Source organism: Burkholderia cepacia complex sp. TUM26381, assembly GCF_057439935.1.
In genome coordinates this window covers 53,328-69,872 of sequence record NZ_CM172006.1, presented here as the reverse complement: position 1 = coordinate 69,872, position 16,545 = coordinate 53,328, and the positions used below count along the sequence as shown (strand labels likewise).

Genomic DNA, 16,545 nt, shown 5'->3' with positions numbered 1-16,545 from the left:
TTGGAAGCAACCGCCAGCGACGCGGGGTCAAGCGTCAGAAATGGATGCGCGCCGGCTGGGTATCGCCCCGAATGTGATTGTTGTGGTCGACGACGGCGGTACGTGGGATCCGCCTGTTCCGCCACAGGGCGGAACGTCGTTCAGGTTGCCGATCTGGATTGTCGGCCTGGTGTGTGAACGGACAGCGCGGTCTCGAAGATTCAGATTCGAAATCGTGCCGACCGTTCCATTGAAGCATGTCCGGCGCCTGGCCGAACGAACGCGAAGGAAACCGATTGTGCCACAGCTTTTTCGCTCTGGAACCGATTGAATCGACTCGCGGCGCTGTGCGGCACCGCAGGTCTTTGGTTTCAAAGGTTTACTTGTATATATACATAGTAGAAGTTAACAAAGGCCGCACAGTTCTGTGGATAACTTCGGTTTACGCTGATGGATCAAGGCCTTGGCGAAACCATAACCGGTTGCACAGGCTGTTCGTGCACAGACATTTGAGTTGAGCAACTTTCGGGCCGCTGCACAGCTGTGCCGAGTTGCCCAGTTTACGTCCACTGTGATTGCACACGAAGTGCGCGCGGATTCCGTGCGGTTATCCACAGCGTTGCGTGGATAACCTTGCGCGAAGAAATCGGGAGACTGTGAGCGATTTGCGTGCCGGTCAGCCGGCGGAACCGACGCGGCGTGCGCGCAAGGCGCGGATCAGGAAGCGTGCGGGGTCGACGGCGTCGGCGAGTTCGCGCTCGAGCGGCCACGGTTCGCCTTCGAGTTGCGACGCGATCAGTTCGGCACCGAGCGCGGCCCATACGAGGCCGCGCGAGCCGAAGCCGAATGCGCCGTAGAGGCCGGGCATGCGCGGCAAGTCGCGCGCCTGCGCGCCACCCAGCGCGCGTGCGTTTGCGAGGGCTTGCGCTTCGTCGGCGAGCGGGCCGAAGAGCGGCAGGCGGTCGCCGACGACCCAGCGGAACGCGACGCGGCCGCGCAGCGTGGCAGGCTCCGGCAGGTCGCCGATCAGGCCCGGCAGCAGGTGCCGCACACGATCGAGGTTTTCGACGTGGCCGGCCACGCGCATCGCGGGATCGATGTCGTCGGGTTCGAACGTGGCGCCGATCAGCAGCGTGCCGTCGTCGAGCGGCACCGCGTAACCGTCGCCGATCGTCGGGCACGGCAGCGTCGCCGTGGTGCCCGGCGGCAGCAGCGTGAGCTGGCCGCGTACCGGTTGCAGCGCGACATGCTGCAACCCGGCAAGACGCGCAGCGTCGCCCGCGTTCGCGAGCACGACGACGGGCGCTTCGGCGAGCGTCGCGCCCGTGTCGTCGAGCGCGTGCCATCCATCGCCGCGCCGCTCGAGCCGCGCGACGCCGGTCGATGCAAGCAGGCGTACGCGCTCGCCGGCCGCCGCGCATTGCGCGGCACACAGCGCGGCCGGCCAGACGGCGCCACCGTGCGGAAACAGCAGGCCGCCATGCGCGACCGGCAGATTCAGATGCGCACGCGCGGCATCGGCATCGAGCAACGTCACATAGTCGGACGGCGCGCCGAACGCATCGAATGCATCGCGCATCCGCGCGAAGTCGTCGGCCGATTCGGCGAGATGAATCATCCCGTGCGTGCTGCGTGCGAATGCATGACCCGCGCGTTCGAGTGTGCGCCAGCGCGTGAGCGCGTGCAGGAAGCCACTGCGTGTGAGGCGGCTCGCGACGTTGTCGTCGCGTGTCATCAGTGGATGGAATACGCCGGCAGGATTGCCGGATGCCTCGCTCGCGATCCGTTCGTGCCGCTCGATCAATGTCACGTCCCAGCCGCGCGCTGCCAGGCGTTCGACGACGGCGCAACCGGCGAGGCCCGCGCCGATCACGATCGCGCGGCGCGTCGCAACGGGCAGCGCACGCGGCGGTTCGTGCCGGCGCGCGCGCCAGCGCGGCGCATAGTCGCCGACGAGACGACCGTCGACTTCGCGGAACGTGAAACCTGTTTCGCCGAGGGCGTGCTTCATGTCGCCGGAACTTGCATGCGCCGCAAACGTTGCATCGTCACCGGCCATCTTCGCGAGTGCGCGGACCGCGTCGTTCGATGCCGCAGCGCCTTCGAGATAGAACGCATCGGCGCGCACGACAAGCTTCTTCAACGTGTCGAGCGCATCGCCGAACGCAAGCGTGAGCACCACGCGCCCCTCGTCGAATTCGAGCCGGTGCAGGCCCGGCACGAGCATCGGCCATGCGTCGATCAATCCATCGACATCCGCCGAAATAGTTGTGTTCGCAACCATATGCGCAACCGCACTGCGGAGGTCTTCACGCGAGAACGGATGCGGTTCGACCGCGACGTAATGCAGCCGCTCGCAGCGCGCGGGGTCGTCGCGCCAAGCGGCCCAGGTCGCGAGGAAGCCGGCGCCGGCGCCGAATGCCGTCGCGACGATCGTGAACGTGCGGCGTTGCTGCCAGCGCGCCGGCAGCCCGTTTCCCGCGACGAACGCGTGATGCGCGAGCGCGCCTGACGCGCTGCGATGAAGCTCGCCGAACTCGGGCGAGACGAGCGTGCCGTCGTCGCGAAGGGCGAGCGAGGCGGGAACAAGTCGGTCGGGCATGCGAAACAAAAAACGTGGCAGCCAAGCCTGGCAAGGGATTGCGCGGAGCCGTCCGCGCGGCCGTTGGAAATGGGCAACGGCGCGGCGCACGGGCGGACCGCGCTGTGTATCCGGTCCGGTTGGCGCAGGTCAAAAAATGGGCAATCGACGATTCATTCGGCGAAATACCGATGAAAATCTTTGAAACCCTTGTCGTTATTGGGTTTGCGCTGCGCTATCATAGCAACGCCGTACCGCGGGGTGGCCGCCGGCAAACCGGAGGGCGCGTCGCGCGGGCCAGGATTCGGCGCTGTGTCGTCGGAGTCTGACTCTCGACGGCACGGTTCGCGCACGTATAATCGGCGCGTTCGCGCTGTTCGTGTCAACCTAACCTGATAAAGGAACCTTAATGAACAAACAGGAACTGATCGACGCCGTCGCCGCCCAAACGGGCGCCAGCAAGGCTCAAACCGGCGAAACGCTGGACACGCTGCTCGAAGTCATCAAGAAGGCCGTGTCGAAGGGTGATGCGGTTCAGCTGATCGGCTTCGGCAGCTTCGGTTCGGGCAAGCGCGCAGCACGTACGGGCCGCAACCCGAAGACGGGCGAAACCATCAAGATCCCGGCAGCCAAGACGGTCAAGTTCACGGCTGGCAAGGCGTTCAAGGACGCCGTCAACAAGCGTTAAACCAGCGCCTGTTCCAAGAAAAACCCGCCTCTCGGCGGGTTTTTTGTTGGGCGCGCGCGGCATTTTCGCCACAGTCCGCGCCGCTCTTGCAAAAGTTAACGGTTACTTTTACAAGCCGTTACCACGGGGTCACGCGTGCACGATCTGCGTGTCGCCGTGATCGTCGTCGTCGTGCGAATCGACATCCCACGCCGGGAACGGATCGTCGAACGCGGCCCATCCCGCCGCGCCGAGTGCGAATTCCGCATCGGTCAGCAGGCACGCATCGAGTTTCGTACGCCACGCGTCGGCGTCGAGCGCGATGCCGATCAGCACGAGTTCCTGCCGGCGATCGCCCACCGCGCGATCGTCGAGATCGCCCAGCCATTCGGCGCGGATTTCGTCGAGCAGCTCGTCGTCGTCCGGCCATTCCGCGCGGTCCTGCGCGGCCCACCACAGACCCGCCGGGCCATGCCGGCATACGCCGCCTGCCTGCGACAGCGAACCGGCGATATCGTTGCGCGTCGCGAGCCAGAAGAAGCCCTTGCTGCGCAGCACGCCCGGCCACTCCTGATGCAGCAGCGCCCAGAGTCGTGCCGGGTGAAACGGCCGGCGCGCGCGGTAAACAAAATTGCCGATGCCGAATTCGTCGGCTTCGCCGTGCACGTGCGCATGATGTGCGTCATGGCAGTCGGGGTCGTCGCAATGCGTGTGATCGTGATCGAGCGACGCGAGCCAGCCGGGTGCGTTCGCGGCTTCGTCGAAATCGAAGCGGCCGGTGTTCAGCACTTCGTCGAGCGGCACGTTGCCGAACGTCGACACGACCTGGTGCGCGCGCGGGTTGAGCCGCGCGAGGATGTGCTGCAGCCGCGCGAGATCGTCGGCGCTGACGAGGTCGGCCTTGTTGATCACCAGCACGTCGCAGAATTCGATCTGCTCGATCAGCAGCTCGACGAGCGTGCGGTCGTCTTCTTCCGACGCGGCGATGCCGCGCGTCGCGAGCGCGTCGTCGGAGCCGTAGTCGCGCAGGAAGTTGTACGCGTCGACCACGGTGACGAGCGTATCGAGCCGCGCGACGGCCGACAGCGACGTGCCGTCGTCGTCGACGAACGTGAAGGTCTCGGCGATCGGCATCGGCTCCGCGATACCGGTCGATTCGATCATGATCGCGTCGAAGCGGCCTTCGGATGCGAGGTTGCGGATCTCGACGAGCAGGTCGTCGCGCAGCGTGCAGCAGATGCAGCCGTTCGACATTTCGACGAGGCGTTCCTCGACGTGCGACAGCGCCTGCGCATCGCGCACGAGCGACGCGTCGATGTTGACCGCCGCGAGATCGTTGACGATCACGGCGACTTTCAGGCCCGCGCGGTTCGCGAGGACGTGGTTGAGCAGCGTGGTCTTGCCGGCGCCGAGGAAGCCCGACAGCACGGTGACGGGCAACGGCTGGTTCATTGCCGGATTCATGATGATATGCACCAACGGTAAAGATGAAAAAGCGGCCGCGGCGCCCTTCCGGGGCGCGATCGGCCCGCGGACGGGCGAAGTTGCGGCGTGAGATCCGCATTGTGCATCAAACGCGCGCCGGCCGGCCGGCACGGCGTCAGGCCGCGATGCGGCGCAACGTCATTGCACGGGCGGCAGCAGCTTCCATTGCGTCAGGATGCCGGCGATCTGCCGCGCGTACTTGTCGCGCAGCGACGGCGTTTCCGAATGATAGGCGCCGACGGCCTGCCACGTGTTGCCGTAGCGGTTCATCTTCTGCTTCAGATGCCACGCGGCGATGTACACGTTCTTGCACGGCTCCATCAGCGTGTCGCGGCCGATCCCGAAGCGCGACAGTGCAGGCAGATGAATCGAATTGATCTGCATCAGGCCGTAGTCGACCGAGCCGTTCGTATTCTTGTTCAGCGCGTCGGGCCGGTTGCGCGACTCCTGCCAGGCGATCGCGCGCAGGATCAGCGGATTGACCTGCTGATATTTAGCCGCTTCGTCGAAACAATCCGCACGAGCGTTTGCGCTGGCGAACCACGCGCCAGCGGCGATCAACGCGATCGAAGCGAACCGTCGTCTGTTCATCGTGCGGAAACGAAAAGGAATTTCGCGAAGCTCGGGAAAACCCGTGCCTGTTATTAGTGCGACGAGAAACGCGTCGCCCGTATCATACCGGCAGACCGTCAGATTGCGACAGGCAGGAATACGGCAACCCGGTTATACCGGATTGATGTGTCGGTTCATCGTGAAACGGGGGCGATGGCCGGCATGCGGAGGGCCACGCCGATCCTTACATATTGCATACGATTCACCGGACACATGTCGTATGTGAGACAGTCCTCGGATCAATGTGATATTTCGGACATGAAAAACTGCTAATGTCGCCTCTTTCGGACTTGGATCCCAGCACTACCGCCGGAAGTGGCCTGAGCCGGCATCGACCCATTCATCCATGACAAGAAATCGCTTCGTTATGCGGCGCGTTGCCACGACTCTGCTCGTGGCCGGCATCATCGCTTCGCAGGCCGCCTACGCTCAGGTCACGCTCAATTTCGTGAATGCGGATATCGACCAGGTCGCGAAAGCGATCGGCGCCGCGACTGGCAAGACCATCATCGTCGACCCCCGCGTGAAGGGGCAGCTCAATCTCGTGGCCGAACGGCCGGTGCCGGAAGACCAGGCGTTGAAGACGCTGCAGTCGGCACTGCGCATGCAGGGCTTCGCACTCGTGCAGGATCACGGCGTGCTGAAGGTCGTGCCGGAAGCCGACGCGAAGCTGCAGGGCGTGCCGACCTATGTCGGCAATGCGCCGCAGGCACGCGGCGACCAGGTGATCACGCAGGTGTTCGAGCTGCACAATGAATCGGCGAACAACCTGCTGCCCGTGCTGCGGCCGCTGATCTCGCCGAACAACACGGTGACGGCCTACCCGGCGAACAACACGATCGTCGTGACCGACTATGCGGACAACGTGCGCCGCATCGCGCAGATTATCTCGGGCGTCGACAGTGCCGCGGGCTCGCAGGTGCAGGTCGTGACGCTGCGCAACGCGAACGCGATCGACCTCGCCGCGCAGATGCAGAAGATGCTCGACCCCGGTGCGATCGGCAACAGCGATGCGACGCTGAAGGTGTCGGTCACGGCCGACCCGCGTACCAACTCGCTGCTGCTGCGCGCGTCGAACGGTTCGCGCCTCGCGGCCGCGAAACGTCTCGCGCAGCAGCTCGACGCGCCGAGCGCGGTGCCCGGCAACATGCACGTGGTGCCGCTGCGCAATGCCGATGCGGTGAAGCTCGCGAAGACGCTGCGCGGGATGCTCGGCAAGGGCGGCAACGACAGCGGCTCGTCGGCGTCGTCCAACGATGCGAACAGCTTCAACCAGAACGGCGGCTCGTCGTCGAGCGGCAACTTCTCGACCGGCTCGTCCGGCACCCCGCCGCTGCCGTCGGGCGGCCTCGGCGGCTCGTCTTCGTCTTCATCGTCGTACGGCGGCTCGTCCAGTGGCGGCGGTCTCGGTTCGGGCGGCCTGCTCGGCGGCGACAAGGACAAGGGCGACGACAACCAGCCGGGCGGGATGATCCAGGCCGACGCGGCGACGAACTCGCTGATCATCACCGCGTCCGATCCGGTTTACCGCAACCTGCGCTCGGTGATCGACCAGCTCGATGCGCGGCGTGCGCAGGTCTACATCGAAGCGCTGATCGTCGAGCTGAACTCGACGTCGCAGGGCAACCTCGGCATCCAGTGGCAGGTGGCGAGCGGCCAGTTTCTCGGCGGCACGAACCTGAACCCCGGGCTCGGCCTGGGCAACAGCATCATCAACCTGACGGCCGGCGGTGTGGCCAACGCCGCCGGCGGGATCACCGGCGGCGGGCTTGCCTCCAATCTCGGGCAGTTGTCCCAAGGGCTCAACATCGGCTGGCTGCACAACATGTTCGGCGTGCAGGGGCTCGGCGCACTGCTGCAGTATTTCGCGGGCGTGAGCGACGCGAACGTGCTGTCGACGCCTAACCTGATCACGCTCGACAACGAGGAAGCGAAGATCGTCGTCGGCCAGAACGTGCCGATCGCGACCGGCTCGTATTCGAACCTGACGAGCGGCACGACGAGCAATGCATTCAATACCTACGACCGTCGCGACGTCGGCCTGACGCTGCACGTGAAGCCGCAGATCACCGACGGCGGGATCCTGAAGCTGCAGCTCTATACCGAGGATTCGGCGGTCGTCGCCGGCACGACCAGCGCGCAGACCGGCCCGACCTTCACGAAACGGTCGATCCAGTCGACGATCCTGGCCGACAACGGCGAGATCATCGTGCTCGGCGGCTTGATGCAGGACAACTACCAGGTAACGAACAGCAAGGTGCCGCTGCTCGGCGACATTCCGTGGATCGGCCAGCTGTTCCGTTCGGAATCGAAGGTGCGCGCGAAAACCAACCTGATGGTGTTCCTGCGCCCGGTGATCATCTCCGACCGCAATACCGCGCAGGAAGTCACGGCAAACCGTTACGACTACATCCAGGGCGTGACGGGCGCGTACAAGTCGGACAACAACGTGATGCGCGACAAGGACGACCCGATCGTCCCGCCGATGCCGATCGGCCCGAGCCAGGGCGGCACGGCCGCCGGCAACCTGTTCGATCTCGACAAGATGCGTCGCCAGCAGGTACAGCGCCAGGTAGTGCCGGTGCCGGCCCAGCCGTTGCCGGAGGCGACGCCCGCGCAGCCGCAAAGCGTGCCGCAGCAGGCCGTGCCGCAACAGCCGCTGACCGCCACGCCGGGAGCCTCGCAGTGAGCGACGTGCTCGCGTCTTCCGCCCACGACGGCGCGCCGGGCGAACGCCAGCCGCCGTCGCCGCTCGCCGCGCGGCTGTTGCCGTACGGCTTCGCGAAGAGCGGCCAGGTGCTGATCGCGCACCAGCTCGACGACACGCTCGAGGTGTGGATCAGCGAACGCACGAGCGATGCTGCACTCGCGGAAATCGCCCGCAACTTCGGTTCGATCGCCGTGCATCGCGTGCCGGCCGACGAGCTCGCGCAGGCGATCAACCAGGCCTACGCGCGCCAGGACGGCAGCGCCGCGCAGGTGGTCGGCGAGGTCGAAGGCGAAGTCGACCTGTCGCGGCTGATGCAGGACATCCCCGAAGTCGAGGATCTGCTCGAGTCGGAAGACGACGCGCCGATCATCCGGATGATCAACGCGCTGCTCACGCAAGCGGCGCGCGAACAGGCGTCGGACATTCACATCGAGCCGTTCGAGAATGCATCGGTCGTGCGCTTTCGCGTCGACGGCACGCTGCGCGACGTCGTGCGGCCGAAGAAGGCGTTGCACGGCGCGCTGATCTCGCGGATCAAGATCATGGCGCAGCTCGACATCGCGGAGAAACGCCTGCCGCAGGACGGCCGCATCACGCTGCGCGTCGGCGGCCGGCCGGTCGACGTGCGCGTGTCGACGCTGCCGACCGGGCACGGTGAGCGCGCGGTGCTGCGTCTCCTGGAAAAGGATGCGCAGCGCCTGAACCTCGAAGCGCTCGGGATGGGCCGCGACACGCTCGTCCAGTTCGACAAGCTGATCGCGCGTCCGCACGGCATCGTGCTCGTCACGGGCCCGACCGGTTCGGGCAAGACGACGACGCTGTATGCGTCGATGTCGCGGCTCGAAACCGCGACGACCAACATCATGACCGTCGAGGATCCGATCGAATACGACCTCGGCGGTATCGGCCAGACGCAGGTGAACGAGCGGATCGGGATGACCTTTGCCCGTGCGCTGCGCTCGATCCTGCGCCAGGATCCGGACGTGATCATGATCGGCGAAATCCGCGACCTCGAAACCGCGCAGATCGCGGTGCAGGCGTCGCTGACGGGCCACCTCGTGCTCGCGACGCTGCACACGAACGATGCGGCTTCCGCCGTCACGCGTCTGACCGACATGGGCGTCGAGCCGTACCTGCTCGCGTCGTCGCTGCTCGGCGTGCTCGCGCAGCGTCTCGTGCGCCAGCTCTGCTCCGCCTGCAAGGAAGAGCGGCACGAGGACGGCCGCACCGTGTGGCATCCGGTCGGCTGCGACAAGTGCGGCCATTCGGGCTATGCGGGCCGGCGCGGGGTGTACGAATTGCTGCTGGTCGACGAGTCGATCCGCTCGCTGATCCACCGCAACGCAGCCGACGCGGAGATTCTCGCCGCCGGCCGTGCGGATGGGATGCGCACGTTGCGCGACGACGCCGAGCGCTGGCTCGCGTCCGGCGCGACGTCGCTCGAGGAAGTGCTGCGCGTGACGGGAGGCGCATAGCGCGATGCCGGCATTCCGTTTCGAAGCAATCGATTCGGCGGGACGCGCGCAGAAAGGCGTCATCGATGCCGACAGCGCGCGTGCCGCGCGCGGCCAGCTGCGTACGCAGGGGCTCACGCCGCTCGTCGTCGAGCCGGCCGCCAGCGCGACGCGCGGGGCGCGTTCGCAGCGGCTCGCGTTCGGCCGCAAGCTGTCGCAGCGCGAACAGGCGATCCTCACGCGCCAGCTCGCGAGCCTGCTGATCGCGGGGCTGCCGCTCGACGAGGCGCTCGGCGTGCTGACCGAGCAGGCCGAGCGCGACTACATCCGCGAACTGATGGCCGCGATCCGCGCCGAGGTGCTCGGCGGCCATTCGCTCGCGAATGCGCTGGGCCAGCATCCGCGCGATTTTCCGGAAATCTACCGCGCGCTCGTCGCGGCGGGCGAACACACCGGCAAGCTCGGCATCGTGCTGTCGCGCCTCGCCGACTACATCGAGCAAAGCAACGCGCTGAAGCAGAAGATCCTGCTCGCATTCACGTATCCGGGCATCGTCACGCTGATCGCATTCGGTATCGTCACGTTCCTGCTGAGCTACGTCGTGCCGCAGGTCGTCAACGTGTTCGCGAGTACGAAACAGCAGCTGCCGATCCTCACGGTCGTGATGATGGCGCTGTCGGAATTCGTGCGGCACTGGTGGTGGGCGATCCTGATCGCGTTCGTGCTCGTCGTGTGGTTCGTGAAGGCGACGCTGTCGCGTGACGGGCCCAGGCTCGCGTTCGACCGCTGGGTGCTGACCGCCCCGCTCGCGGGCAAGCTCGTGCGCGGTTACAACACGGTGCGCTTCGCGAGCACGCTCGGCATCCTCACAGCGGCGGGCGTGCCGATCCTGCGCGCATTGCAGGCGGCCGGCGAGACGCTGTCGAACCGCGCGATGCGCGCGAACATCGACGATGCGATCGTGCGCGTGCGCGAAGGCTCCGCGCTGTCGCGCGCGCTGAACAACGTGAAGACGTTTCCGCCGGTGCTCGTGCACCTGATCCGTTCGGGCGAAGCGACGGGCGACGTGACGACGATGCTGGATCGCGCGGCCGAAGGCGAAGCGCGCGAGCTCGAACGCCGCACGATGTTCCTGACGAGCCTGCTGGAGCCGCTGCTGATCCTGGCGATGGGCGGCATCGTGCTCGTGATCGTGCTGGCGGTGATGCTGCCGATCATCGAGCTGAACAACATGGTGCAGTGACGTGGCGGCCTGCGTGTCAGGCCGCCGACGTTCAGCGCATGTAGATCGCGGGGGACGGCGTGTTCGCCGGGAGCTGGATTTCGGCGCGGGCGCCGTTGCGGTCGATCACGATCGAGCGCGGGCGGACTTCGGCGAGTTTCGCGCCGGACGTGACGTCCGCGCCGAGCGACACGGCGCGGGGCGGTTCGCCGCCGACGCCGACGATCGCGGCGGCGCCGCGGTCGAGCGACAGGATGCCGAACAGGTGGATGTCCTGGACGGGATTCTTGTCGAGCTGACCGCCGAAGAGCGCCGCGGCGTCCTCGGTGCGGATCGGCAGCCGCGCGGCGGCGGCGGGCAGCGGCGCTTCGCGGGCAGACAGCGTGACGACCCAATAGGTGGCCGTCGCGCACAAACCCGCGAAGAGGGCTAGGGAGAGGATCCGGATCGAGAGCGCGTTCATGCGCGCTATTGTACGGATGTATATGAAATTTGCGTTGGGTGAAAGCCCTCGGCGATGCGCGCCTTACAATGCGTGCTCCGCGCCCGCGGGTTCGGAAGCTTGCTGTCAGGCAATTGTCCGGTGCGCCGGGTGCGTCACTCAATCGACGACATTTTTTGGAAAGAGGTAGTCACTCATGCAAACGTGGATCACTCGCCGCAACGCGGCCGTGCGTCGTCAGCGCGGTTTCACGCTGATCGAGATCATGGTGGTGGTCGCGATCCTCGGGATCCTGGCGGCGCTGATCGTGCCGAAGATCATGAGCCGCCCGGACGAGGCACGCCGCATCGCCGCGAAGCAGGACATCGGCACGATCATGCAGGCGCTCAAACTGTACCGTCTCGACAACGGCCGCTATCCGACCCAGGAGCAGGGCCTGAATTCGCTGATCCAGAAGCCGACCACCGATCCGATCCCGAACAACTGGAAGGACGGCGGCTACCTCGAGCGCCTGCCGAACGACCCGTGGGGGAACGGGTACAAGTACCTGAACCCGGGCGTGCACGGCGAAATCGACGTGTTCAGCTACGGCGCCGACGGCAAGGAAGGCGGCGAAGGCAACGATACCGACATCGGTTCGTGGCAATAAGCCGGCACTGATCGCCCCGACGTTTCAATCCCGTTCTTCATGCTCGCCATTCGCACGACCTTCCGCTGCGGCCGCGATTGCCGTGTGCGTCGCGGCGCGGTGTCGTCCGTACCGGCGCGTGCCGATGGCGGGCGGATGAAGCACGGCGCGCGGCATCGCCGCGCACGCGGCTTCACGCTGCTCGAAATGCTGGTCGTGCTCGTGATCGCGGGGCTGCTCGTGTCGCTCGCGTCGCTGTCGCTGACGCGCAATCCGCGCACCGACCTGCGTGAAGAAGCGCAGCGCGTCGCGCTGCTGTTCGAGACGGCCGGCGACGAAGCGCAGGTGCGCGCGCGGCCGATCGCATGGCAGCCGACCGAGCACGGTTTCCGGTTCGACGTGAGCTCGCCCGACGGCTGGCGCACGCTGCGCGACGACCTGCTGCGCCCGCGCGACTGGGACGGCGGCGTCACGGGCGCCGACATCGACTATCCGGGGTCCGACACGCACGCGAATCGCGTCGTGTTCGGCACCGAAAGCATCGACACGCCGGTGCGCGTGACGTTGCATTCGGCTGTCGGCAGCGCGACGATCGTCGGCACCGGCAACGGCCGCTACGAGGTGCAATGACGATGCGTCGTCGCCTGCCCGGTTCCGCTTCTTCATCCCGAGGCTTCACGATGATCGAGGTGCTGGTCGCCCTCGCGATCATCGCGGTCGCGCTCGCCGCGTCGATTCGTGCGGTCGGCACGATGGCGACCAACGCGTCCGATCTGCATCGCCGGCTGCTCGCGGGCTGGAGCGCCGACAACGCGCTTGCGCAGTTGCGGCTCACGCATGCATGGCCGGAGGTCGGCGAACAGAGTTTCGACTGCTCGCAAGGCAACGTGCAGCTCGTCTGCACGCAGCGCGTGAGCACCACGCCGAACCCGGTGTTCCGGCGCGTCCGGATTTCGGTGAGCATGCCCGGCCATTCCGGCGTGCTCGCGCAAATGGTGACGGTGGTCGCGAATGAAACCAGCCGTCCGCTCTGACGCGCCGATGCGACGCCCGTTCGCCCGCCCCGCCCGTGGCTTCACGCTGATCGAGCTGATGATCGCGATCGCGATCCTCGCGGTGGTCGCGATCCTCGCGTGGCGCGGGCTCGACCAGATCATGCGCGGCCGCGACAAAGTGGCGGCCGCGATGGAAGACGAACGCGTGTTCGCGCAGATGTTCGACCAGATGCGCATCGACGCGCGGCTCGCCGCGACCGACGACGAGGCCGGCCAGCCGGCGATCGGCGTCGCCGGCAATACGCTGCAGATCGTGCGCGAGCTCGAGGTGCCGGGCGCGGCGCCGCGGCTGCAGGTGGTCCGCTACCGGATCGCCGGCGGGCGTGTCGTGCGCTACGCATCGCCGCCGATCGACGACGCGAACCGGCTGCGGACCGTGCTGAAGGACAGCAGCGTCGAAGGCTGGAGCTGGGTCGCGTTGATGGGCGGCGTCGGCGCGATCGACGCGAAGCTGTACGTGCCGCGCGTGGGCTGGACCACCAACCTGCAGACGGCCGATGAAGCACTCGCGCAGAACAACGACGCGCTCAAGGTGCCGCAGATCGGCAACGCGCCGCCGACGCGCGCGGTGACGGGGCTGCAGGTCAGCATCGGCGCGACGTCGCTGCGCGTGCCGGTCACGCGCATCTTCCTCGTCGGGGAATGACGATGCGCGTGCGCCCTTCCCGTCCATCCTCCCGCAGCCGCGCCGCCGCACGCGTGCGAGCACGCGGCCGCCAGCGCGGCGCCGCGATCATCACCGCGCTGCTCGTCGTCGCGCTGTCGGCGATCCTCGTGTCGGGGATGCTGTGGCGCCAGCAGGTGCAGATCCGCCGCATCGAAAACCAGCGCGTGATCGCGCAGGCGCAGTGGGTCGCGCGCGGCGCGCTCGACTGGACGCGGATGATCCTGCGCTCCGAAGGCGACACGGCGCCCGGCATCACCTATCTCGGCGGGATCTGGGGCGTGCCGATCGCGAAGACGAAGCTGTCGGATTTCCTCGGCCGGATCGGTGCACCCAACGACAACGGCGGCGAGGACACCTATATCTCCGGCTCGATCGAGGACGCGCAGGCGAAGTTCAACCTGCGCAACCTCGTGTCGTCGCCGGCGCCCGGCGTGCTGCAGCTGAACGTCACGCAGCTCCAGGCGTTCCAGCGCCTGCTGACGACGCTCGGCTACGACGGTGCGTTCGCGAAGCGCATTGCGCTGCAGGTGCGCGCGGGCCTGCTGCATTCGGCGACGCGCTTCCAGATGCCGAACCTGCCCGGCGGCGGCGGCACCGCGGCGAACGCCGCGACCGCGCCGGTGACCAGCGGCGACATGCAGGGTAGCGGCTTCACCGACGATCCGGGGCTCTCCGGTGGCGATCGCGGGCCCGCGCCGCTGATGATGACGAGCGTCGACAGCCTGCTCGACGTCGACGGCGTTACGCCCGAAATGGTTGCGCGGCTGCGCCCGTTCGTCACCGTGTTGCCGACCACGACGCCCGTGAACATGAACACCGCGCCGGCCGAAGTGATCGCCGCGCTGGTGCCGGGGATGAGCGTGTCGTCCGCGCAGGCGCTCGTGTCGCGCCGCGAGACCGTGTTTTTCCGGAACGTCGGCGACGTGCAGCTCGCGCTGCGCGGGGCCGGCGCGCCGCCGAACGTGACGATCGACTCGAGCCTCGTCGATGTCAATTCGAGCTATTTCATCGTGCACGGCCGGATCCAGCACGATCGCGCGGAGGTCGACCGCACCTCGCTCGTGTATCGTGATCCGACCACGCACTCGACGCGGGTCGTGCGTATCCGCGACCAGCTATAACGACGCCAATCGGGAGAGGAGCTCTTGTGAGCACGTTGATTGTTTCTTTGCCGCCGCGCGAGCCTGCCGTGCCGTTGCAGGAATGGCAGTGGCCCGAGCTGCCGTTCACGCTCGTCGACAAGGCCGGCCAGGTGCAGCGCGCGGGCCGCGCCGCGCTCGCGCTGCTGCCGCGCGCGAATGCGACGGTGCTGATCGTCGCCGCGCGCGACGTGCTGCTGCTGGCCGCGACCGTGCCGCCGCTGAAGGGGCCGAAGCTGCGCCAGGCGCTGCCCAACATCGTCGAGGATCAGCTGATCCAGGATCCGCTCGGCTGTCACATCGCGCTCGATCCGGCCGCGCTGCCGGACGGGCGCCGCGTGCTGGCCGTCGTCGATCGCGCGTGGTTCCGCACGATCTGCGAAGCGTTCACGGCGGCCGGCCACCGGCACCTGAGCGCGGTGCCCGCCACCCGCTGCCTGCCGGCGCCGCGTGCGTCGGCCGAAACGGCATCGACCGCGCCGGCCGACGGTGAGACTACCGACGCCGCCGCGCTTGCCGCGGACGCCGCCGAGCCGCCTGCCCGCCCGGCGACGGTCGCCGCGGTGCTCGGGCTCGCGACGTCGGTGGAGCCGGTGCTGGTCGACGCCGGCGCGCTGCCGGCCGCGGCCGGTGCGCCGCGCCTCGAACTCGCCGTGGCGCGCGGTGCGCTCGGCGAAGGCTTCGCTGCGCCTGCGGCGCGCGCGGCCGGCACGCTGACCGCGCTCGCGCGTGGCGGCGACGTCGAACTGTACGAGCTCGGCGAACCGGGTGCGGAGCCGCGGCTCGCGTCGGTCGGCCGGCCTGACGCGACGCTGTTGCCGGGCGCCGCGCCGCTGCCGTTCGACACGTTCGCGCGTCGCGCGCTGACCGAGAAGTTCGATCTGTGCCAGTTCGAATTCGAGTCGCAGCCCTGGCGTTTCGACCGCGCGACGGTGAAACGCCTGCGCGTGCCGCTCGCGCTCGTCGCGGCGACGCTCGGCGTCGCGGTGATCGGGATGAACCTGCACTGGTGGAAGCTGTCGCGCGAACGCGATGCGCTGTCCGCGCAGATCACCGAGACGCTCTTGTCCGCGTTCCCGAAGACGACGACGGTGCTCGATCCGCCCGCGCAGATGCAGCGCCAGCTCGACCAGCTTCGCCTGGCGGCCGGCGAGTTGTCGCCGAACGATTTCCTCGCGCTGTCGAGCGGGCTGTCGCGGTCGATGGGCGCGCTGCCGCTGAACGGCATCGCGTCGCTCGACTATCACGACCGGCGGCTCGACGTCGGCTTCAAGCCGGAGGTCAAGGTCGATCCCGATTTCACGCAGCGCCTCGCGCGCAACGGACTGTCCGGCGAAGTCGACAGCAACACGGGCAAATGGACGATCCGGAGCCGCTCATGAAAACGGAACAACTGAACCAGACGCTGGCCCAGTTCTGGGGCGAACGCTCGCCGCGCGAGAAGACGCTGCTCGGCTGGGGCGGCGCCGTTCTGGCGGTCGCGATTGCGTATTCGGTGCTGTGGTCGCCCGCGCAGGAAGGCCGCGCACGGATCCAGCGCGAGCTGCCGACGATGCGTCACGAGCTTGCGCAGATGACCGCCCAGGCGAACGAGGCGAAGTCGCTGACGGCCGCCGCGCAAGGCGTCGCGCCGACCGGCCTCGCGCTGAAGGACGCACTGACCGCGTCGCTGTCCGATCACGGGCTGCAGGGGGCGCAGGTGCAGATCGTCGGCAACGGCGTGCAGGTGCAGATGAAGAACGTGTCGTTCCCGGCGTGGACCCAGTGGCTCGACGATGCGCGCCGGCAGTTCAAGGTGCAGGTCGGCGAGGCGCACGCGACCGCGCTGAAGGACGACGGCCAGGTCGACCTGACGGCCGTGATGCAACCTTCCGTTCAGAAATAGATGACGGCAGCGGATGATG

The 16,545-nt window shown here is 67.3% G+C and carries 15 protein-coding genes; 11 read left to right on the top strand and 4 right to left on the bottom strand.

The features are described from left to right. Positions 1-655 precede the first annotated feature (655 nt). Positions 656-2,581 (bottom strand): bifunctional tRNA (5-methylaminomethyl-2-thiouridine)(34)-methyltransferase MnmC2/FAD-dependent 5-carboxymethylaminomethyl-2-thiouridine(34) oxidoreductase MnmC1, encoded by a 1,926-nt coding sequence (gene mnmC / locus ACWMMN_RS00325; RefSeq protein ID WP_342703323.1) that lies wholly within the window; start codon positions 2,579-2,581, stop codon positions 656-658. Between the two features lie 388 nt (positions 2,582-2,969). Between mnmC and ACWMMN_RS00320 the strand changes: the two genes are divergently transcribed. Further along, a complete protein-coding gene (locus tag ACWMMN_RS00320; RefSeq protein WP_006401505.1) occupies positions 2,970-3,248 on the top strand; it encodes an HU family DNA-binding protein in 279 nt (92 codons plus the stop codon). Positions 3,249-3,377: 129 nt separating this feature from the next. On the opposite strand, the gene ACWMMN_RS00315 is transcribed toward ACWMMN_RS00320, so the two are convergent. Both ACWMMN_RS00315 and ACWMMN_RS00310 read right to left on the bottom strand, forming a co-directional pair. Continuing rightward, positions 3,378-4,691 carry a GTP-binding protein gene (locus ACWMMN_RS00315; protein WP_059236545.1) on the bottom strand — a complete coding sequence of 438 codons (1,314 nt, stop codon included), beginning with the start codon at positions 4,689-4,691 and terminating at the stop codon, positions 3,378-3,380. 159 nt (positions 4,692-4,850) lie between these two features. After that, the gene (locus ACWMMN_RS00310) at positions 4,851-5,303 is read right to left on the bottom strand and encodes a lytic transglycosylase domain-containing protein (RefSeq protein WP_059232816.1); all 453 of its coding nucleotides are present in this window, start codon (positions 5,301-5,303) and stop codon (positions 4,851-4,853) included. Between the two features lie 367 nt (positions 5,304-5,670). Here ACWMMN_RS00310 and gspD point away from each other — a divergent pair, with 367 nt between their 5' ends. From gspD to gspF, 3 genes are read left to right on the top strand one after another with little or no spacing between them, the layout of a single operon-like run. Further along, positions 5,671-8,013, top strand: coding sequence for a type II secretion system secretin GspD (gspD, locus tag ACWMMN_RS00305; protein WP_059232817.1), 2,343 nt, complete (start codon positions 5,671-5,673; stop codon positions 8,011-8,013). Continuing rightward, positions 8,010-9,509, top strand: a complete 1,500-nt coding sequence (gene gspE / locus ACWMMN_RS00300; RefSeq protein WP_174993444.1) for a type II secretion system ATPase GspE — start codon at positions 8,010-8,012, stop codon at positions 9,507-9,509. The genes gspD and gspE overlap by 4 nt, the downstream gene beginning before the upstream one ends. 4 nt (positions 9,510-9,513) lie before the next feature. Further along, the gene (gene gspF / locus ACWMMN_RS00295; RefSeq protein ID WP_059232819.1) at positions 9,514-10,731 is read left to right on the top strand and encodes a type II secretion system inner membrane protein GspF; all 1,218 of its coding nucleotides are present in this window, start codon (positions 9,514-9,516) and stop codon (positions 10,729-10,731) included. Between the two features lie 31 nt (positions 10,732-10,762). Here gspF and ACWMMN_RS00290 read toward each other — a convergent pair whose 3' ends face one another. Beyond that, positions 10,763-11,173, bottom strand: a complete 411-nt coding sequence (locus tag ACWMMN_RS00290) for a type II secretion system protein N (RefSeq protein ID WP_059232820.1) — start codon at positions 11,171-11,173, stop codon at positions 10,763-10,765. A gap of 175 nt (positions 11,174-11,348) precedes the next feature. Between ACWMMN_RS00290 and gspG the strand changes: the two genes are divergently transcribed. Genes gspG through gspM form a run of 7 tightly spaced genes read left to right on the top strand, consistent with a single transcriptional unit; the run spans position 11,349 to position 16,526 of the window. After that, entirely contained in the window at positions 11,349-11,801 is a 453-nt protein-coding gene (gspG, locus tag ACWMMN_RS00285) for a type II secretion system major pseudopilin GspG (protein WP_034188200.1), read from the top strand. A gap of 39 nt (positions 11,802-11,840) precedes the next feature. Beyond that, a complete protein-coding gene (locus tag ACWMMN_RS00280) occupies positions 11,841-12,410 on the top strand; it encodes a GspH/FimT family pseudopilin (protein ID WP_059232821.1) in 570 nt (189 codons plus the stop codon). After that, on the top strand, positions 12,407-12,814 hold the full coding sequence (gspI, locus tag ACWMMN_RS00275) for a type II secretion system minor pseudopilin GspI (protein WP_081051772.1): 408 nt from the start codon (positions 12,407-12,409) through the stop codon (positions 12,812-12,814). The genes ACWMMN_RS00280 and gspI overlap by 4 nt, the downstream gene beginning before the upstream one ends. Continuing rightward, positions 12,792-13,481, top strand: coding sequence for a PulJ/GspJ family protein (locus tag ACWMMN_RS00270; RefSeq protein ID WP_081051773.1), 690 nt, complete (start codon positions 12,792-12,794; stop codon positions 13,479-13,481). Before gspI ends, ACWMMN_RS00270 begins: the two co-directional genes overlap by 23 nt. Before the next feature lie 2 nt (positions 13,482-13,483). Further along, the gene (gene gspK / locus ACWMMN_RS00265) at positions 13,484-14,623 is read left to right on the top strand and encodes a type II secretion system minor pseudopilin GspK (RefSeq protein WP_174993446.1); all 1,140 of its coding nucleotides are present in this window, start codon (positions 13,484-13,486) and stop codon (positions 14,621-14,623) included. Between the two features lie 26 nt (positions 14,624-14,649). Then, positions 14,650-16,023, top strand: coding sequence for a type II secretion system protein GspL (gspL, locus tag ACWMMN_RS00260; protein ID WP_059232823.1), 1,374 nt, complete (start codon positions 14,650-14,652; stop codon positions 16,021-16,023). After that, a complete protein-coding gene (gspM, locus tag ACWMMN_RS00255) occupies positions 16,020-16,526 on the top strand; it encodes a type II secretion system protein GspM (RefSeq protein ID WP_059236551.1) in 507 nt (168 codons plus the stop codon). The genes gspL and gspM overlap by 4 nt, the downstream gene beginning before the upstream one ends. The last annotated feature ends 19 nt before the right edge of the window (positions 16,527-16,545 follow it).